The sequence below is a fragment of the Neorhizobium populisoli genome (assembly GCF_019430945.1).
Taxonomy (GTDB): Bacteria; Pseudomonadota; Alphaproteobacteria; order Rhizobiales; family Rhizobiaceae; genus Neorhizobium; species Neorhizobium populisoli.
The window spans coordinates 1-18,215 of record NZ_JAHYCB010000018.1 but is presented as its reverse complement, the minus strand read 5'-3'; the positions used below and the strand labels follow the sequence as shown (position 1 = coordinate 18,215).

The window sequence follows — 18,215 nt, the reverse complement described above, 5'->3', positions numbered from 1 at the left end:
ACTTCCAGGTTTTCCCATGCCCTCTTCCAACTTCCGCGAGCCGGCTCCAAATCGCCCGTCTCTCTCTTCGCGGCTGTTCCATCCCATTCTTGCCGGCGCGACATTGCGTGACCGGCTGCTTGCCTGCGTCGGCGCACTTGCGGCCATCACGCTCACAGGCCTGATCTGCGGTTATCTGTTGGGAGACGGCGCGCATCTGCCATTGATCGTCGCGCCGATGGGGGCCTCGGCGGTTCTGCTGTTTGCCGTTCCGGCAAGTCCGCTTGCTCAGCCCTGGTCGATTATCGGTGGAAATACGATTTCGGCAGTCATGGGCGTTATCGCGGCCAGCCTCATCAAGGACCCGATCATCGCCACGGGCGTCGGCGTATCGCTGGCGATCGCGGCCATGTCGTTTACCCGATGCCTTCATCCGCCGGGTGGGGCGGCGGCGTTGACGGCAGTCCTTGGTGGACCGGCCGTCGCCAGTTGGGGCATGCTCTTTCCGTTCGTACCCGTCGCCCTTAATTCCTGCATTCTGGTGGCAATGGGCCTGATGTTTCACAAGCTTTCCCGGCATAATTATCCGCATGTCGCGATGCCCCAGATCAATGCGCATCTGACCGCCGACCCGCCGCCGGCGCAGCGGGTCGGAATTCTGGAAGCTGATATCGACGCCGCTCTTGCGACGCTGAACGAGACATTCGACATCGATCGTGCGGATCTCGGACGCGTTTTGCGTCAAGTGGAATACGAAGCAGCGGCCCGTACTCATGCGGACATCCGATGCGCCGACATCATGTCTCGCGATGTCGTCGCGGTCGATGTGGATGCGACTGTCGAGCAGGCACGCTGGCTGCTCCTCCATCACAATGTGCGGACGCTGCCGGTCAAGGACCAACGCGGGCACCTGCTGGGAACTGTCGGCCTGCGGGAGTTGGCAATGAGCTCCGGTCCACTGAAAGAGGTCGTTACCCCTCCCACGACCGCCTCGGCCGATGATCCGGCCCTGAGCCTGCTTCCGGTCCTCACCGATGGCCGAACCCATGCGGTTATTCTGGTCGATGACGAGAACCGTATCCTGGGTCTTATTTCCCAGACGGATCTTCTCAGCGCTGTTGCCCGATCCTTGTCGACAGGCGCGCTCAGGGCTGCGGCAGCCTAATTGATCGTGCGAAGTGCGAGGTAGACTGCCAGGCTGACCACGGAAATAATGACGGGGAGTTTCGGCCTGGCGTCATTGAATATGGCGGCCAGAGCCAGACCGAGTGCAAATACCACAGACTTGGCCCAAAGACCCTGATCCGAGACGGTGAAGGCGATGGCTGTGAGAAAGACGGAGCTTGCGACGATCGTCGACGGCGCTCGTTTTTCATTGAGATCACCGCCAGGCAGGTAGGGGAGAAGAAAGCGCCGCATGCTCAAGCCTGCGGCGATACTCAGAAGGAGACATGTCAGAACGGGATGCATCATGAGGCGGCGCCGATCGATCCGTGGGTCTCCTTCCCGATGCAAGCGCTATGCCATCCTTGTTCTCTATCCGATTTGCCGCGCGATGGAGCCAGGACGGCCCTTCCCGTGACTAATTCCTCGGCGTTGCGACCCGTTTTTCAGCAGTGACTGCTCGCTATTCCTTTCGGGCTCGCAACCGATCAGGGTTTGCCCGCAAGTTGATCGCCAACCCGCTCTCGCGACCTTGCTGCCAGATACGGTCTTCGCTCGTGCTCCGAGGTTCGCAGCGAACTGCGCAGGCGGAGAAGGTCCTTCCGGGCGATGAGGCCGCATAGTTTTCCGTTGTCGGGATCGACGATCGGAATACGGCCGGTATCGGCGGAAAGCATCAGATCCGCGATGAACCCGACCGTATCTTCGGGATGTCCCACCGGAAGAGAGGTATCGGAAATTCTGTCGGCGATCGTCTGCTCGGCCAGCTCGGCATCTCCTTGCCAGCTCAGCGCATCACCTCGCGATACGGTCCGCACCAATTTGCCGGTGCTGTCGATGACCGGATAAACGCGGTGGGTCTTCTGGCGGGTTGCAAACAGATCGCAGGCCTCCGCCACCGTCATCGTGGCGTCGAGGGTGTCCACATCCTTGATCATGATTTCACGAGCCCGGGTGAATTCGAACGGATCGATACCGTATTCGCGTGTGATGTGCTGGCCTCTTCGGGCTATCTTCTCGGTCAGGATCGAACGGCGCATGAGGAGCACGGTCACGGCATAGGCCACGACGGTAGCGACCAGCAGCGGCACGAGAGTGTTGATGTCCCCGGTGATTTCCAGTGCGAAGAACGTGCCGGTCAGCGGCGCACGCATCGTGCCTCCCATCATTGCCGCCATTCCCAGCAGAGACCAGAAGCCGGGGTCGTTGCCGGGCATGACCAGGCCGACAAGCCAGCCAAGTGCGCCGCCAAAAATGAGGAGCGGGGCCAGGACGCCGCCCGATGTGCCGGAAGACAGGGCGAAGAGCCAGATAATGCTTTTGACCACAAGGATCGTGACGACCGTGGAGGCAAGGAACTTGTTGCCGAGCAGCCCGTCGATAATGTCGTATCCGACGCCCATCGCCGCCGGCTCGATCAGGCCGCCGATACCGATGACCAAGCCGCCAAGCATCGGCCACCACATCCAGTGGATCGGTAAGTCTTCGAACAGATCCTCGATCCTGTAGAGAAGCGTCGTCAGCAAGCCGGATTGAAGCCCGGCGATGATGCCGATCGCACCACAGGCGAAGATCCCCCACCAGGGCAGAGCCATCTGGAAATGTGTCGGGAAGAGCGGGCCGGCTCCAAACAGCATCGGGCGCCAGCAGATCGCGACACAGGCCGCGGTGGCAACCGGAATAAAGCTGCGAGGCTTCCATTCAAACAACAGAAGTTCGACGGCAAGCATGACGGCTGCGATCGGCGATCCGAAGATCGCCGTCATGCCGGCAGCGGCGCCTGCTACCAGCAACGTCTTTCGTTCGGCGGCGCTCATGTGAAAGAACTGGGCAAACAGCGATCCGATCGCGCCGCCTGTCATGATGATCGGACCCTCGGCGCCGAAAGGCCCGCCGGTTCCGATCGAGATTGCCGAGGACAACGGCTTCAATACCGCGACCTTCGGCGACATCCGGCTGCCACCGATGAGGATTGCCTCAATAGCCTCGGGAATGCCGTGGCCGCGAATTTTCTCCGAACCGAAACGGGCCATCAAGCCGATGACGAGCCCGCCAAGTACTGGCATCAGCACGATCCAAGGAGATCGCGGCAGCCCGGCCAGCGAAGCAGGCTCGATACCGACATGCCCGAACCAGACAATGTTGGTCGCGAGTGCGATCAGGCTGACAAGGCACCATGCAGCAAACGCGCCCGCCGTGCCGACAGCGATGGACATTCCGACAAGGATGAGGACCCGCTTGTCGGTCGTGAAATCGCCGGCCTCGCGCCGGGAGAGGCCGCCGGTGAAATCGTGCGGCCGGTTGCTGAATTTATGAGACATGAATTGCCTTGGATCGATCAAGTTTGATGCTGCTTGAAGCGGCGAATTATATCGTAGTACGACCTAAATCAAGATCAAAAACTGATGTCAGGTGAGTTGATGGTGCGATCGACGAGGCGGTGCCGCAGATGCCAGCCGCCAAAGATTTCGAGGCTTGGTGCAAAAAGACGCGGCTTAAACCGGACGAAGACATCAGCGAGATCAAGCTCGATCTGCGCAGTGAGGCGGGGCTTCTCAAATCCACCTTCCTGCATCGCCGCACCCTGATCGGCATCCATTGGGGCCGGTTGATCGATGCGGAAGCAGGGCGCGGCACCTATCGCGAAATCTGGCGTCTCATCTGGTCTCCCGACATGTCGGTTGGTCTCGCGAGGCGTTAGTTTGGGGTCTGACGATCGAGCAGGCGGCAGGAGCGGCCACGATCGACCGGATGCCGCGAGGCGTCGCGCCGCTTTTGGAACTGGTGCGCGGCGCGCTGGTGGCCGATCTTCCCGAGGCCGCAAGCGCCTGTATCGATCTTCTGCAGGCGGCGGCCGTCCAGAACTACGATATCACCGATCTGATGAATGCGGTAGCACCGTTGGTGCGCATCGTGCGCTACGGCTCGGCTCGCAAACTGCCGGAGCCCGAGCTTCGCGCACTGATCACCGCGCTCAGTGCTGAAGTGAATGACGGTGTGAACATCGGCTCCCGCCAGCTGGATGACGATGCGACGGCCAAACGCATGAGTGCGATGCGTGCCTATGACGAAGCGCTAGGACTTTTCAGCGATACCGCACTGCTGGAAGAATGGCGCCGTCAGCTCGCGCTTCTGGTCGATGACGAACAGGCCGTGGCGCCGGTCGTCGGTTTCAGTCTGCGCCGGTTGCATGATCTCGGCCTTTGGGATGAGTCGCATATCTCGGCCGCCTTTTCCCGGCAGATCGTCGGCGAGACGCCGGCGCGAGCCGGCTCCTTTGTCGAAGCCTTCATCGCCGGGTCTGCGGAGGTTCTGATCCAGGATCAGACGCTGCTTTTCCTGATCGACGAATGGCTTTGCGCACTGGACGAAGAGGTTTTCGTCGAGAGCCTGCCGCTTCTCAGACGTGCGCTCACCGGCTTCGATGCTATCGGCCGCAAGCGGATCATGGAGCGCATCGCCGGCGGGCGCAGGGAAGTCGCCGCTGCGCAGATCGAAACGGTGGATAATCCCGCCTTCGAATGTGCGCTGCCGTTACTGAAGCAAATCTTGGGAATGAGCGCATGACAGAAGCTCCCAAAACATCGGCCCCTAACACCTCAGAGCGTATCCGTCGCTGGAATTGGCGCTTGGCGACGATGACATGCAAGGTCTTGGCGAGCGGGACCAGCTATTGAGCCGCGCGCTTTCGGCTCTTTATGACTCCGACGGCAAGAAGGGCAGGGGAGGACTTGGTGCCGCACTCGCCTACTGCGAGACGAAGATCGAAGACGCATCTCGTGCTGATCACCGACCTCTACGAAGCGGGGATGCCCCTGCCATGCTGGCGGCGTTGCGGCGCTGAAACAGTCCGGCGTCAACGTCATCGTGCTTCTGGCGCTCTCGGACGATGGCCGGCCGAGTTATGACAGCCGCCATGCCGGCGCGATCGCCGCTATGGATTGCCCGGTCTTTGCCTGCACACCGGACCAGTTTCCGGATCTGATGGCGACGGCCCTGACGAAACAGGATGTCGGGCAATGGGCGAGCGCCAACGGCATCGAGCTCATTCGCGGTAATCAGGGGTGAAGCGAACAAGGGCGGTTTTGGCCCGCCCTTGTTCCTGATGTTATCGGCGCTTTTTCCGCCACGGCGCATTTTTCTGCCAGTCGCCGGCCATGATGCTGCCGTAGGGGATCACCTCGTCGATCACTTCGGCCAAGCCATAGTGCTCGATCTGTGCTCGCACATTGGCGGCGTTCTTGTAGGCGCCCGGTAGCTCCGACACGTCCGGCGCGTCATAGAAGAAACGCACATCAAGCCCTACCGTCTCCTTCGCCATGATTTCGGCGATGTTGTTCGGGCTCAAGCCTCGGCTGTCGGCACCATATTCCTCCGCCAGGCGCCGCAGATGGGCGCTTCGCGAAAAATTACGTCCCGCCCCATGCGGCGAGAAGCCGAGGCTGTGAGGGGCGTTCGAACCGCGAACGATGAGGATCGGTTCCGCCATGTTGAGCGGAATGATCGTCAGGTCCGTGGCATCTTCCGCCCAGCCGTCGAAGGCCGGCGTTGCGCCCTTGCCGTGATAGAAGAGGCCATCCGACTTCCGAAAGACGAAGTTGTGCTCGTTCCAGAAGCGATCCGAGACTTTTGCAGACAGTTTTTCCGCCGCCATGTCGTGGATCACGTGATGGTTCTCCTTGGTCCACTGCCGTACCGTCTGGAGCGCTTCCCAGTAGAGGTCAGCTTCCTCGGTATCGGCTGGGATCCAGGCATTGTCGCGATGGGTTTCCGGCGAAAGCAGCTCGCGGAAACGGTTCGCTGCCTTCATACCCTTCTCGTAGAGCCGGGCGCCGGGTGCGCGCGATCCGTGATGGGTCACGAGCGCCGTCTCGCCGCTCGATTTCATCTGGCCGACAAAAGCGAAGTGGTTACCGTCGCCCTGCGTTCCGAAATGATCGATCGCGGCCGAAAGCGCTCCCTCACTGAGGAACCGGTTCTGCTGAAAGGCTGTCAGCGTCTCGATCGACGGCTTGATCTGCGCACCGCGTGCACGGCCACCGCCGCCGAAATGCGTCACCGAATGAACGGCATCCAGCAGCGCCTTGGGATCCACGCCCGGGAAGACCGAGATCGCCATCGAGCAGCAGATATCCGCCGAGTGCATGCCTGGATGGATTGCTTCTGAGGCCACGACACCGCCGACCGGAATGGTCCCGATCAGTCCGGACGGGCAGGCGTCCGGCATGATCGCCGCAGCGCGCACGACCGGCGTGCGGACGAGCTCGCGCATTGTCGCGTTCACCTTCTCGACATTCTCCTGTTCGAAAGCGTTTTCTGCGCGGATGTTCGAATAGATCTCGATATCGTTCTCCGTGCGCAGCGCCAGCGTCGGCCCTGGCCGGAAAGCCCGGGCAGCAGCCATAGCCGCCTCCATCGAACCACCTTCGCTCAAGACCTGGTTGGCCGCATCCAGCGCCGGGCGAAACCACTTGCCCTGCGGCATGCCCGCATCAATCAGATCCTGTCCGCTTACCACTTCAATCATCTTCTTTTCTGCGTTCGCAGTCCTTCTGTTATTTTTTAAATACAAGTTCGACGTTTCAACACCAGCCGGGCGACTATCTTGTTGCTCTGGACCATCTCACCGCACGCACTTCACACGAGGCGACGCGATGCGGCCCCTGTAGTCCAGGGCAGCATTCGCCCGGCTTCGTCTCGATACCCCGGCGACGAATTTTGGCAGGACATCTTGCTGAGCTACGCAGCGCGTGGCGCTACGGGATGAATTGAACACCCGACCTCCCCGCCGGAGGTCGACGGGGCGCTCTTTCCTGTGGTCCTGCCGGTATTCGCCGGGCATTCTCTCTTTTAGTTCCGGCGACGAAGATGGCAGGACAGTATTTCTGAGCTACGGCGTTCCTTGCGAAATACCGGGATGATTTGAACATCCGACACCCTCACCCGCTAAGGCGAGGTGCTCTACCTGTAGTCCTGCCGGCATTCGCCGGTATTCATGTCGTTTCGGCAGCGGCGACAAGGATGGACGAAACCAGGATGGCCCCGCTCGTGCCAGAGAGCGCTGCCAAGGATGGGAGTCGAACCCAATCAGACCACCCCACTGTGGAGGCTGTAGTTCCGTCCGGCATTCGCCGCTGTATGTTTGGCCATGGCGACCAGGTTTGAGGAAACGTACTTGCTTCCGGCGTTTCGGCCTTTCCGCAAGACGGGACTCGAACCCGCAACCCTTTCGGGATGCCAATGGAGTTTCCCCGGCATTCGCCATGTCATTCGCATAATCCGTCATTTCAAAAACTCGTCCGTGACGACGAAGATTGGTGGAACGCCTGCTCTATCCGCTGAGCTACGAGGTCACAATCCTGGAGACCTCGGCGGGATTCGAACCCGCGACCTGGAGGGTTACAGCCTGTAGTTCCATCCGGCATTCGTCACGGTACTCCACGCGGTCACGACCCGCGTGGAGCAATTTCAAAGATCGATCGCCTCGATCTGGCGGACCCATTCGCTTTCACCAGACTTGGCGGAACCGGACTTTCCGGTCGCGAAGCTTTCGATCGCGCCATAAACGGCATCCGAGAAGCCGCCGATGTTCAGCACGTCCTCGCCCGTCGCCGGGGTCTGGACGTAAGGCTGGATGTCGAGGCAGACCAGCTTCGCAGCCGGGTTCAGCCTCTTGATCTGAGCCCACTCGCTCATCATCGCGGTCGCCTGGCCTTCGCCCTTCGCATCCATCCAGGACTGGTTGTCCGAGACAAAGACGACGAGATCGACCTTGGCCTTCTCTTTCGCCAGCAGGCGCAGCGGGGCCGAGCAGTTCGTTCCGCCGCCGCCAATCGCAGCGAGCTTGGCCGCGTTCGTCATCACGCTGTCGCGGCCGTTCAGGTTGACGCGAACCACGTCGTTCTCGAACGGCAGGACCCGGGTGTTCGGGTTCCGCCGCAGGAAGGACGCAGCCACGAGAGCGGCGACATCGATGCAGCGGACGACCGAGGTCGCGCCCTTGCGGAAGCCGGTCACCGACGATCCCATGGAGCCGGAAACGTCCGGGCAGACCACGACATTGCCGCGGACCGTCGGGACCGAGGAGATCGCCACCTCCATCGCATCCTGCAGTGCGTCCTTGACGACTGCGGGAACCGACGGATCGACCATCTGCCAGGCGACCATCAGCTGGTAAGGGAAGACGCGAGCCTTCCGTACCGCTTCAGGATCGGCCAGCCGAGCCGCCAGCTTTTCCGCCAGGCCCTCCACCTCGAACACCCCGTTTCTCGCGAAGGTGTTGAGGTTCTGGCGCACCATCTGCCAGGAGCCCTTGAGCGCGATTTCCGCCCACTGTTCCTTCGTCAGACCGAGCGAGGTCAGCATCTGGAACGGTACGTTCGGCAGCGGCAAAGACGTATCCCGCTTGAAGGCTTCGAAGGCCGAGACCTCTGCAGGTAAAGCGGCAACATCATACGGCTTGCCGATCGCCCAAGCGTAGAGTGCTGCGCGCATCTCGTCCTTCGGCTTCGGATGCACCATCCGGATGACGTCCGGCAGCGAGGGATCGTTGCCGACCATCGCATACAGGATCTGTTCCGGCGTACGGCTTTCCAGCCATGCCTGCACCATCTTCTTCGGGCGCGTTCCGAGCGATTTGCGTCCGGTAGCGCCGGACCGCATGATCTGCACGAACCCACGCAGCATCTTGCCGCTCTTCACGACCTTCGGAAAAGCTCGCGCGAACGCATCGCTTTCAAGACCGGAAAGCATCGCCAGCAACATGACCGGCACGTCCTTCATATGGCCCTTTTCGGCCGCATGGATCGCCACCTTGGCCAGGAGCTCCGGCTCGACTTCCGCCGCCAGCTTGACGACCGCTTCGAGCTGCTCGCCGGCATCCGCATAAAACGTATCGTTGAACGTTCCGGTCACGGCATACTGTGCCAGAGCTTCACGCGCCGTCAGCGCATAGGCCGGAGCACTCTCGTGGTTGACGGCATTGGTGCCCGGGATGAGCTTGCCGAAGTAGGATTTGAAGATCGCCTTGTTGACCATGACAGCATCTCTTTCGTTTGGTTCTGCCAGATACCTTTCAAGTCGCGTGCCAAGTAGATGCCAGAAGCGCGGAAAGCGTCTATTTTCTTCTTATCTATCTGTTTTAAAATGAATAAAAATAGTTCAGAAAATTTTTGTCGGCGAATTGCGATTTTAAGTGCTACCAAATAATCTCTTCAAAAGTATAGGACTTATAAATTTGGATAAACCATGAAGCGCCGAGTTGCCATCAGCATTTTGGGAACGACCCTCGATATGAGCCGTCGCGAGGACCGCTGGAGCCGTTGGAGACCGAATGTCGGCCTGTGCCAGCAGGCGGGGTTTTTCATCGACCGCGTGGAGCTGATTCACGACAATCACGCGGACTGGCTGGCCAAGGGCGTCATCAAGGATATCGAAACCGTCTCCCCGGCGACGCAGGTGCGCCAACATGTCATCAACCTGCGCGACCCATGGGATTTTTCCGAGGTCTATACAAGCCTGAGGGATTTCGCCCGCGGCTATAATTTCGATCCGGATACCGAGGATTATCTCGTCAACATCACCACCGGCACCCATGTCGCACAAATCTGCTGGTTCCTGCTGACGGAAGCGCGGATCATCCCCGGCCGTCTTCTGCAGCTCTCGCCGCCACGCGACCGCGAGCCGGGCCAGGATTTCGCCGGCACGCATCGCATCATTGATCTCGACCTTTCGCGCTACGACGAAATCGCGAAGCGTTTCGCGTCCGAACGGGATGATGCGGCGTCCTTCCTGAAATCCGGCATCTCCACCCGCAATCCCGCCTTCAACCGGATGATCGACGAGATCGAGCGCGTTGCGATCCGCTCGACTGCGCCCGTTCTGCTGACGGGTCCAACCGGCGCCGGCAAATCGCAGCTCGCCAAGCGCATCTACGAACTCAAGAAGGCACAGAGGAAGGTGACCGGGCCTTTTGTCGAGGTAAACTGCGCCACGCTACGGGGCGATCAGGCGATGTCGGCGCTGTTCGGTCACGTGAAGGGCGCTTTTACCGGTTCGGCCGGAGAGCGGGCGGGTCTGCTGAAGTCCGCCGACAAGGGTTTGTTGTTTCTCGATGAGATCGGTGAATTGGGAGCGGACGAACAGGCAATGTGCCTGCGCGCCATCGAGGAAAAGCGCTTCCTGCCGGTCGGTGCAGACAAGGAGGTTTCGGCCGATTTTCAGCTTCTGGCCGGCACCAACCGCGATCTGCGCAAGGCCGTGCAAGAAGGGCGTTTCCGCGAAGACCTTTTCGCCCGTCTGAATCTCTGGACGTTCCAACTTCCCGCACTTCGGGAGCGCAAGGAAGATATCGAACCAAACCTCGATTTCGAACTTCACCGATTTCTGGTACGGGAAGGCCAGAATGTTACCTTCAATAAGGAGGCGAGGGAGCGCTACCTCGTGTTCTCGACAGGCGCGGAGGCCGCCTGGAGTGCGAATTTCCGGGACCTTTCGGCGTCGGTAACCCGCATGGCGACGCTTGCTCCGCAAGGCAGGATTACCGTGGATGTCGTCAATGATGAGATTACGCGCCTCAAAAAGGCCTGGATAGGCACTCCACAAAACATGGCTGCCGATCACGCGATTTTTGAGCTTCTCGGCGACAATCTAGCGGCAGAACTCGACCTTTTCGATAAAGCCCAACTCTCGGCGGTTTTGAATGTCTGTATGGATCATGTGTCGGCCAGTGCAGCCGGACGTGTGCTCTTTGCAAACTCGCGGCTGGACAAGAAAAGCTCAAACGATGCCGATCGATTGACCAAATATCTGGCCCGCTTCGGTTTGAAATTTGAAGATATTCGAAAAGGACGTAGACCGTGATGGCATAAGATTGGTCTTCGAGCGCCGGGGTGCGCCGACCGCAACGTGCCAACACGCGGTTATCGAAAGGACAATCCTAAATATCGGCCTTATACCTTCACAACTTCAACAAGATAGTCGACGAAGGTCTGCAACTCGGGCGTCAATTTATCCTTGCCTTTGACAAGGGCCAGTTCGGTGTCGGGCTGGATTTCAAACCCGTCTTGCTGATCGAGTTCCATGTGTCCGGGCAGCAGGGCGCTTCTGGGAAGCAGGCTGATTCCAAGGCCGGAGGCAACTGCGGCCTGGACGCCCATGAGACCTTGGCTGGCATAGGAAATGCGCCCGCGCCGCCCTTTATTCTCCAGGTACTTGATCGCGCGCTCGCGATATATGTAACGCATTGGAATTACTGCAAGGGCGACCGGGCCGAAGGTGGTCGGCCGAATTGAACTTCCCACCCAGAGCAAGGGCTCTTCCACGAAGCCAGAGCTTGTCCGCCGCCTCCTGGTTCCCGCTTTATCAATGCCAGGTCGATTTCATCGGCTCCTAGGCTTTTTCGAAGATCGAAGCTCCAGCCGCTGATTGTATCGAGGCGAAGATTCGGGGAGGCATGCGAAAATCCGGACATGATCGCCGCGGGCGTCAACGATGCGGCCCGGTGTGTAAGCGGGTGCACGGAGACCTTCAGCCTACTGGGCGAAGGCGATTACCTTATGGGCGGCGCCAAACACAATAATCACGGTTTGAAGACTGTTTTCTCGAAGGAAACCAGGTTCCCCAGCATGCCCGTCGCCGGGCCCAACCGTCGTTTCGCTGCCATGCCAGGCTATCTCGGCGGCCGTTTCGACGTCTGCGGCAACAAGTGGTACGTCTCCTCCCATGTCGATACCCAGAACGGTCTGCCGCGTTCCATCCTGACCATGATGCTCAACGACCGGGACACCGGCGCTCCGCTGGCGCTGATGTCGGCCAATCTGCTCAGCGCCGCCCGCACCGGTGGTGTACGGGCGCCGCCGCCAAAGCATCTGGCCAACAAGGACTCCAAGCGAGTATCGATCGGCGGGGCGGGCCGATCAACAAGAGCTGCTTCATTTCGATCATGACGCAACTGTCGGCCGTCGAGGAAGTCGTCTGCTTAGATGTGTCCTGCAGACCTCGCCGCGCATCATGCCGTCGTCTAGGACGTGCGTAGCGGTGGTACCGTTTGGAACTTCAGCCAAGGTTCTGCTCAAAGTGCCGTGACGATCAAGGGGTGTATTCGGCTGAACGTAGCCGAGGGGGTGCGGGAGGACGTCGTTGCGGGCATGGGACTGGCCGTAGCTTCCGAATGGATGTTTGCCCCCGAACTGGCATCGGGCAGGGTTCGGCGTCTCCTCAAGGATTGGGATCCTCCGGCGCTCGATCTTTGGGAGGCCTTTCCAAGCGGGCGCACGGTGAGCAGCAAGGCAAGAGCCTTTGCCAACTTCATCAAACAAGAGTTGGCTTCCGAATTCAGTACCGAGAGCGATGGTGAGGCCGACTGAAGGCTGAGCATCGGGCTCAAGACATCCCTGCCTTGATATTTCACATGGCCGATGTCTCGTTCGGTTTGGGGGCAGGGATCATCCAACGGCTCAGGCAGTATACGTGGATATAATGCAATCTCGGGGCAAAAGGCCTAGAGATGTCGGATCCGGCAATGTGATCGTGGAGCTCTTTTTGCGGGCATACCGTGAGCTTTCAGCCTTACTGCCTTGGTGAGATTAAGTAAGCTGCGACACCGTTGGGCAAATGTGCCAGCTAGTCTTGCTCTAACGCGGCGCGATAATTTGTCTCGGTAGCGTCATCGAGTGGGAACATACATTCGATCCTCAACTCCTGCGTTATGACGGTTTGCGCGGTGGCAACTGTCGTCATCAGTGAGAAGAAGTTCAGGCGCTGGCCGTCTTTGACAAACGAAAGCGGTATTACGGGAAGGTTGTCCGCCAAAGTTGATATTTTCCACAGGCTGTCGACGTCGGGATAGGCGAGGAGGGTGCCCATCAACTCTTGAGTACGCACATCGATGACGCGGCCGACGGACTCTCTGAAGACCCGCGCCAGCAGGCTCTTTGCAGTCTCCTCCCAGTTTGGAATGAAGGGACGCATGCCAGCCGGATCAAACATCAGATGCAGAAGATTACGCGGTTTTGGGCGAGCTTCCATATCGATGAAAGTGTTAAAGAAGCGGGGTGCGGCATCGTTGGTCATGACGACGTTCCAATACCGGTCCATCACTATTGCGGGGAACGGCTCGTGTTGGGCGAGCATCCGTTTCAATGCGCCGCGTATGCTTCGCATCCCGACATCGTCGATATCACCCTCGGCGTATAGAGGCGCATAGCCGGCAGCCAGCAGCAACGAGTTTCGCTCACGAAACGGAACGTCCAGAGCCTCGGCAAGATGAATGAGGTTGTTGCGACCGGGGGTGCTTCGACCGCTCTCTATAAAACTGATTTGCCGCTGCGAGATACCGGTGTCAAGAGACACGTCAAGCTGACTTTTACCCCGGATTCCACGCCACGCGCGCAATTGTGCGCCGAGGTCATCCGATGTTTGCACCGAGATAGGCTGCCTCAAGTTCATCTTTTGTGGCCCTTGCTGATAACAGTGTTCGGGTGCTGCCAAAGGCGCCGTTCAACGCAATGGGGTCCCTTGTACATTGGCAGATGGAATGCGCTCAATGACATGCGATGTAATTGCGACCATATCGGTGAAGCCTCAAAACGGAAGGGTCTCGCTGCCAGCAAGGCGGCCACTCGATCCAAAGAGGATATGCCATGATACACTTCCCCATCCATTCGCTTGAAACCGCACCGGAGGAATCAAGACAGCATCTGGAGGCGCTGCGGAACGCTTTCGGGTTTGTGCCAAACATTGCCTGCGCCATGGCGACGTCACCAATACTGATCGGCAGCCTGACGGCGCTTTTTGGCCGGGTACATTCCGGCAGTTTTTCCGAGGGGGAAATCCAGATCGTCCTTTTGACGAATGCGGTGACCAACCGGAGCCAATGGCCGGTTGCCTTCCACTCATACCTCGCTCTGGAGCAGGGTATCGAACCGGACGACGTTCAGGCTCTGCGGGTCGGCGGCTTGCCTCGGGATCGCAAGCTGGCCGCGCTATCGGCCTTGGCCAAGGCACTCATCCTGCAACGGGGCCACCTAACCGAACATGAGAAGAGTGAATTCCTCAGCGCCGGATATGGCACCGATCGACTTCTTGAAGTCATTGCGATCGTCGCAGCATCGACGATTACCAATTACACCGCCAACGTGACCTTGCCGATGCTGGAGGAAAAGTTCGCGACGAACGCATGGCATCCCGCATCCTAAATCAGGGTAGCGTTCCTCACGTCCTGCCAGCGCTGCGCACATGGTCCACCAGAACTCGAAGCTTTAACGGCTGGCGGTCGCGTTTCGGATAATAGAGATAAAAGCCGGGAAAGGAAGGGCAATAATCTTCGAGCAACGGCACCAGTTCTCTCGTCGCAAAATAAGGCTCGAAGGTTTCCCACATGCCAAATGTGATCCCGGCCCCTGCGCGAGCCATGCGTGTCATCATACCCATCTCGTTGGTCGTGAGAGCGGGATCGACCGAAACGTCGAAGTCGCGGTCGTTCTCGGTAAATTCCCAGCGATAAGGCGCCGCATCGATCCTTGGCCTCCAGCCGATGCACCGGTGTTCCACAAGCTCGCGCGGATGGAGCGGCTTGCCGAACCGCGCGACGTAGGCCGGCGAGGCGACCGCACATTGTCTCTGATCTTCCGAAACAGATACGGCGATCATGTCTTGTTCGATGACTTCGCCAAGTCGCACGCCGGCATCGAAACCCGCGCCCACGATGTCGAATTCCTCGTCCGTGATTGTGATGTCCAGGGTTATGTCGGGATACTTCTCCATGAAAGCCGCGAGCATGGGGCCGGATATAAATCGTTCCGCAATGGAAGATACGGCGACTTTCAGCAATCCGGCTGGTTTTGACTGCACCTCGCGGACTGCTTGGACTGCATCCAGCACCTGCCTCGTGGGCGGTTTGACAAGGCCGTAGAATAATTCGCCGGCCTCCGTCAGCCGGACACTGCGAGTCGTACGCTGGATGAGGGCAACGCCCATCCGGTCTTCCAGCCGTTGAAGCGCCTGGCTTACCGCAGATCGGGTTACGCCCAAACCTTCTGCTGCAAGCCGAAAGCTGCGCGCTTCCGCGATCGCAAGAAAAACAGAAATGCCGTCAAATACGTCTGCCATTGGTTAGAAATTTTAACCGGGTCATTGCTGATTGACAACTCCCACTCATCCAATCGCACGCCTATATCGGTGATCTTGGGTTGAAACGATCGTTGCAACAACGCTTTCCAGCGACCGGCTTCAGCAATGGGCAACCCATTCAATCGCATCGACGGGAGATGACAATGACGACGCACCCTTATGTCGGAATATGGGTCACGGATCGGCACGAACTGCTCCCCGGCGGCCGATATGACGAAGGCCGCGGAAACCGCCAGAGCGCCTATCAAGGGCGATACGAAGTGGTCGGTACCCATATCGAATATTGGGATGACACCGGCTTCACCGCCGACGGCGACTTCACCGACGAAAACACTCTCCATCACGGCGGCATGATCCTGCGCCGCCAATGAAGCGGAGAACTCCGCGTATCGAGAAGGCTGATCTTCAGCTGAAAGGAATGAACATGACGACGATTTCTCCCATCTGGTTCATCACCGGCGCCTCGTCCGGTCTTGGGCAGGCCGTGGCGCATGCCGTTCTGGAAAGAGGCTGGAAGGCCGTGATAACCGCACGCAACACTGACCGTCTGGCAGAACTGAGCTCCAGGCACGGTGATCGGGTGCTGGCGTTGTCGCTCGATGTGACGGATAAAAATTCCGTCGACAGAGCTGTCCGCCGAGCCGAAGAGCACTTCGGTGCCATCGACGTGCTGGTCAACAATGCCGGTTACGGTTATCTCGCAGCTATCGAAGAAGGCACGGATCAAGAGATCCGCGCTCAGTTCGAGACAAATGTCTTCGGGCTGGTCGAGGTGACGAAACATGTGCTTCCCGGCATGAGAGCCAGGCGCCAGGGTCATATCTTCAATCTTTCGTCGCTTGGCGGCCTCGTGGCATTTGCCGCGACCGGCTACTATCATGCCACGAAATTTGCCGTCGAAGGCCTCTCGGAGTCTCTCTCGCTTGAGGTTGCGCCGCTCGGTATCAAGGTGACGATCGTCGAGCCGGGCGCTTTCCGGACCGACTGGGCGGGCCGTTCGATGATTGAATCGGCGACCGTCATAGACGATTACGCCGAGACCGCCGGCAAGCGCCGCCAGGCGACCCGTGCCGTATCGGGCAACCAGCCGGGTGATCCCGCCCGGGCGGCGGCGGCGATTATTTCGGCCTTCGAGGCAGAGCAACCGCCCCTGCGCCTGCTGCTTGGCGCCCCGGCGCTAAAGATCGCCCGTGAGCGGCTGGATGCGCTGAGGGTAAATTTCGACCGATGGGCCGATCTGACGCTCAGCGCGGACTTTCCGGTTTGAGGGCGCATTAGCAACCGCGATAGTGCCGGCCGTGCCCCGGCACCACCGTTTGATTTCTGTCTCTCCGGCGTTGAACGATAAGCATCGACCCTTTCCGCAACCAAGGCGACGTCTATAGTTAAAACGCAGCGCGCAGGAAAGCTCGCCGTACAGCGGAGATATACTTATGGACATCGAGCCGTTCGAGATTAGCGTCGACGATCACTTTTTGGAAGACCTGCGACGCCGCCTCCAGAACGTGAGATGGCCGGGCACCATTTCCCCGAACGATTGGAGCGATGGTACCAGTTCGCAATTTTTTCGGGAGCTGGTTCGCTATTGGCGCGATGACTTTGACTGGCGTGCCCAGGAGGCGCGGCTCAATCATTTTCCGCAATTCAAAGCAGAGATCGATGGCCTCAAAATTCATTTCATCCATGTAAAGGGCAAAGGGCCAGACCCCATGCCGCTCATCATTACCCATGGCTGGCCGGGTTCGTTTCTTGAAATGGAGCACATTATCCCGATGCTGGCGGATCCCGCAGCCCATGGCGGCGATGCTCGGGATGCCTTCGATGTGGTGGTGCCATCATTGCCGGGATACGCATTTTCCGACGCTCCGAAGTCACCGGGTATCGGAACCTTCGAGATCGCCGGCTTGTGGGCACAATTAATGTTGGGGTTGGGATACGGAAAATTTGGCGCTCAGGGCGGCGATATCGGTGCTGGTGTTTCCAGCTGGTTGGCAAACCGCTTCCCCGAACAGCTGTTTGGTGTCCAACTGAACTATATCCCCGCGAGCTATCGACCATTCTCCGGTCCTGGCACCCTACCATTGACTGACGACGAACAGGCCTTTGCCGAAAGGGCCGTGGAATGGGCGGACAAGGAAGGTGCCTATGCACATATGCACGGAACCAAACCTCAGACGCTCTCCTACGCGATGACCGACTCGCCTGTGGGGCTGGCTGCCTGGCTTGTGGAAAAATTCCATGCCTGGAGCGACTGCGACGGCGATGTGCTGAAAGTATTCAGCATGGATACTTTGTTGACGGAAATATCGATCTATTGGTTCAGCGGCTCGCTCGACGCCTCTTTCCGCCTCTATAAGGAGGGCCGCAATCGCCCGATGGCGTTCAAAGCCGGCGAGAAATCACAACCCCGCTTGGCGTCGCGCATTTCGCCAAAGAGCTGCCTCAGCCGCCGCGATCCTGGGTCGAGCGAGTCTACAATGTCACCCGCTGGACCGAGATTGAAAAGGGCGGTCATTTCGCAGCGATGGAGCAGCCGGAAATACTCACCGAAGAAATTCGTGCTCACTTTCGCCAATCTCGAAAAAGCCGTGCCGGCTGAGAATTTGCAAAAACGTCTCGCCACGCTTTGGGGCGCCCAGTGCACTCCTACCACCACGCCGCATCCGAAATCGCAGTTTCTGCCTAAGTGGAGAGGAAACCTGCGCCGTATGGGCTACGGCGGACATGTCTATCGAAAAATTACATTCGCTCCCGCGCCGCGGGGTCGACGGATTCTCATCTCGTCATATTTATCAATCTCGCTTTGGCCGCACATCGTAAGCGGGTAAGCGATCCCACGTAGCGCTGGAGGGACAGATCGCTCATTTTCTGCATGAGTCATGCGGAGAGCCCTATGAGTGATACTGTGAATCAGACCCGAGCCTTCGAGGTTTTGACGGCGA

15 protein-coding genes and 2 pseudogenes are annotated in these 18,215 nt (G+C 59.1%); 10 read left to right on the top strand and 7 right to left on the bottom strand.

The features are described from left to right. Nucleotides 1-16: 16 nt before the first annotated feature. Nucleotides 17-1,144, top strand: coding sequence for an HPP family protein (locus KX729_RS30000; protein WP_219746130.1), 1,128 nt, complete (start codon nucleotides 17-19; stop codon nucleotides 1,142-1,144). Here the strand turns inward: KX729_RS30000 and KX729_RS29995 are convergent. Together KX729_RS29995 and KX729_RS29990 are read right to left on the bottom strand one after the other, a co-directional pair. After that, nucleotides 1,141-1,452: a hypothetical protein gene (locus KX729_RS29995; protein ID WP_219746129.1), complete on the bottom strand. Its 312-nt coding sequence runs from the start codon at nucleotides 1,450-1,452 to the stop codon at nucleotides 1,141-1,143. The genes KX729_RS30000 and KX729_RS29995 overlap by 4 nt on opposite strands. Before the next feature lie 179 nt (nucleotides 1,453-1,631). After that, nucleotides 1,632-3,464 carry a chloride channel protein gene (locus KX729_RS29990; RefSeq protein WP_219746128.1) on the bottom strand — a complete coding sequence of 611 codons (1,833 nt, stop codon included), beginning with the start codon at nucleotides 3,462-3,464 and terminating at the stop codon, nucleotides 1,632-1,634. Nucleotides 3,465-3,592: 128 nt separating this feature from the next. On the opposite strand from KX729_RS29990, the pseudogene KX729_RS29980 reads away from it, so the two are divergent. Together KX729_RS29980 and KX729_RS33935 are read left to right on the top strand one after the other, a co-directional pair. Beyond that, nucleotides 3,593-4,710, top strand: a pseudogene (locus KX729_RS29980) (DUF5682 family protein). Nucleotides 4,711-5,010: 300 nt separating this feature from the next. Further along, complete coding sequence (locus KX729_RS33935; protein WP_312992736.1) at nucleotides 5,011-5,211, top strand: hypothetical protein; 201 nt, start codon at nucleotides 5,011-5,013, stop codon at nucleotides 5,209-5,211. 40 nt (nucleotides 5,212-5,251) lie between these two features. Here KX729_RS33935 and KX729_RS29970 read toward each other — a convergent pair whose 3' ends face one another. Next, entirely contained in the window at nucleotides 5,252-6,670 is a 1,419-nt protein-coding gene (locus KX729_RS29970) for an RtcB family protein (RefSeq protein WP_219746125.1), read from the bottom strand. A gap of 941 nt (nucleotides 6,671-7,611) precedes the next feature. Then, nucleotides 7,612-9,180 (bottom strand): TROVE domain-containing protein, encoded by a 1,569-nt coding sequence (locus KX729_RS29965; RefSeq protein WP_219746124.1) that lies wholly within the window; start codon nucleotides 9,178-9,180, stop codon nucleotides 7,612-7,614. 210 nt (nucleotides 9,181-9,390) lie between these two features. On the opposite strand from KX729_RS29965, the gene rtcR reads away from it, so the two are divergent. Continuing rightward, nucleotides 9,391-11,004, top strand: a complete 1,614-nt coding sequence (gene rtcR / locus KX729_RS29960) for an RNA repair transcriptional activator RtcR (RefSeq protein ID WP_219746123.1) — start codon at nucleotides 9,391-9,393, stop codon at nucleotides 11,002-11,004. An 89-nt stretch (nucleotides 11,005-11,093) separates the two neighbouring features. Here the strand turns inward: rtcR and KX729_RS29955 are convergent, their stop codons facing one another. Continuing rightward, the gene (locus tag KX729_RS29955) at nucleotides 11,094-11,444 is read right to left on the bottom strand and encodes a LysR substrate-binding domain-containing protein (protein ID WP_312992784.1); all 351 of its coding nucleotides are present in this window, start codon (nucleotides 11,442-11,444) and stop codon (nucleotides 11,094-11,096) included. A gap of 168 nt (nucleotides 11,445-11,612) precedes the next feature. On the opposite strand from KX729_RS29955, the gene KX729_RS29950 reads away from it, so the two are divergent. Both KX729_RS29950 and KX729_RS29945 read left to right on the top strand, forming a co-directional pair. Continuing rightward, a complete protein-coding gene (locus KX729_RS29950) occupies nucleotides 11,613-12,089 on the top strand; it encodes a Rossmann-fold NAD(P)-binding domain-containing protein (RefSeq protein ID WP_219746122.1) in 477 nt (158 codons plus the stop codon). Nucleotides 12,090-12,170: 81 nt separating this feature from the next. Next, the gene (locus KX729_RS29945; protein ID WP_219746121.1) at nucleotides 12,171-12,509 is read left to right on the top strand and encodes a LysR substrate-binding domain-containing protein; all 339 of its coding nucleotides are present in this window, start codon (nucleotides 12,171-12,173) and stop codon (nucleotides 12,507-12,509) included. Between the two features lie 256 nt (nucleotides 12,510-12,765). Here KX729_RS29945 and KX729_RS29940 read toward each other — a convergent pair whose 3' ends face one another. Beyond that, complete coding sequence (locus KX729_RS29940) at nucleotides 12,766-13,590, bottom strand: helix-turn-helix domain-containing protein (RefSeq protein ID WP_219746175.1); 825 nt, start codon at nucleotides 13,588-13,590, stop codon at nucleotides 12,766-12,768. Between the two features lie 194 nt (nucleotides 13,591-13,784). On the opposite strand from KX729_RS29940, the gene KX729_RS29935 reads away from it, so the two are divergent. Further along, nucleotides 13,785-14,339: a carboxymuconolactone decarboxylase family protein gene (locus KX729_RS29935; protein ID WP_219746120.1), complete on the top strand. Its 555-nt coding sequence runs from the start codon at nucleotides 13,785-13,787 to the stop codon at nucleotides 14,337-14,339. A 16-nt stretch (nucleotides 14,340-14,355) separates the two neighbouring features. Here KX729_RS29935 and KX729_RS29930 read toward each other — a convergent pair whose 3' ends face one another. Beyond that, complete coding sequence (locus tag KX729_RS29930) at nucleotides 14,356-15,252, bottom strand: LysR family transcriptional regulator (RefSeq protein ID WP_219746119.1); 897 nt, start codon at nucleotides 15,250-15,252, stop codon at nucleotides 14,356-14,358. Nucleotides 15,253-15,416: 164 nt separating this feature from the next. Between KX729_RS29930 and KX729_RS29925 the strand changes: the two are divergent. From KX729_RS29925 to KX729_RS29915, 3 genes and pseudogenes are all read left to right on the top strand, one after another. Then, nucleotides 15,417-15,644, top strand: a pseudogene (locus tag KX729_RS29925) (Atu4866 domain-containing protein); the annotation flags it as partial. A gap of 53 nt (nucleotides 15,645-15,697) precedes the next feature. Continuing rightward, nucleotides 15,698-16,540 (top strand): oxidoreductase, encoded by an 843-nt coding sequence (locus tag KX729_RS29920; protein WP_219746117.1) that lies wholly within the window; start codon nucleotides 15,698-15,700, stop codon nucleotides 16,538-16,540. A gap of 166 nt (nucleotides 16,541-16,706) precedes the next feature. Next, nucleotides 16,707-18,101 carry an epoxide hydrolase family protein gene (locus tag KX729_RS29915; RefSeq protein WP_246617974.1) on the top strand — a complete coding sequence of 465 codons (1,395 nt, stop codon included), beginning with the start codon at nucleotides 16,707-16,709 and terminating at the stop codon, nucleotides 18,099-18,101. The last annotated feature ends 114 nt before the right edge of the window (nucleotides 18,102-18,215 follow it).

Coding starts and splice junctions, on each gene's coding strand:
- KX729_RS30000 (WP_219746130.1), top strand. CDS start 17: ATGCCCTCTTCCAACTTCCGCGAGCCGGCTCCAAATCGCCCGTCTCTC.
- KX729_RS29995 (WP_219746129.1), bottom strand. CDS start 1,452: ATGATGCATCCCGTTCTGACATGTCTCCTTCTGAGTATCGCCGCAGGC.
- KX729_RS29990 (WP_219746128.1), bottom strand. CDS start 3,464: ATGTCTCATAAATTCAGCAACCGGCCGCACGATTTCACCGGCGGCCTC.
- KX729_RS29970 (WP_219746125.1), bottom strand. CDS start 6,670: ATGATTGAAGTGGTAAGCGGACAGGATCTGATTGATGCGGGCATGCCG.
- KX729_RS29965 (WP_219746124.1), bottom strand. CDS start 9,180: ATGGTCAACAAGGCGATCTTCAAATCCTACTTCGGCAAGCTCATCCCG.
- rtcR (WP_219746123.1), top strand. CDS start 9,391: ATGAAGCGCCGAGTTGCCATCAGCATTTTGGGAACGACCCTCGATATG.
- KX729_RS29950 (WP_219746122.1), top strand. CDS start 11,613: ATGATCGCCGCGGGCGTCAACGATGCGGCCCGGTGTGTAAGCGGGTGC.
- KX729_RS29940 (WP_219746175.1), bottom strand. CDS start 13,590: ATGAACTTGAGGCAGCCTATCTCGGTGCAAACATCGGATGACCTCGGC.
- KX729_RS29935 (WP_219746120.1), top strand. CDS start 13,785: ATGATACACTTCCCCATCCATTCGCTTGAAACCGCACCGGAGGAATCA.
- KX729_RS29930 (WP_219746119.1), bottom strand. CDS start 15,252: ATGGCAGACGTATTTGACGGCATTTCTGTTTTTCTTGCGATCGCGGAA.
- KX729_RS29920 (WP_219746117.1), top strand. CDS start 15,698: ATGACGACGATTTCTCCCATCTGGTTCATCACCGGCGCCTCGTCCGGT.
- KX729_RS29915 (WP_246617974.1), top strand. CDS start 16,707: ATGGACATCGAGCCGTTCGAGATTAGCGTCGACGATCACTTTTTGGAA.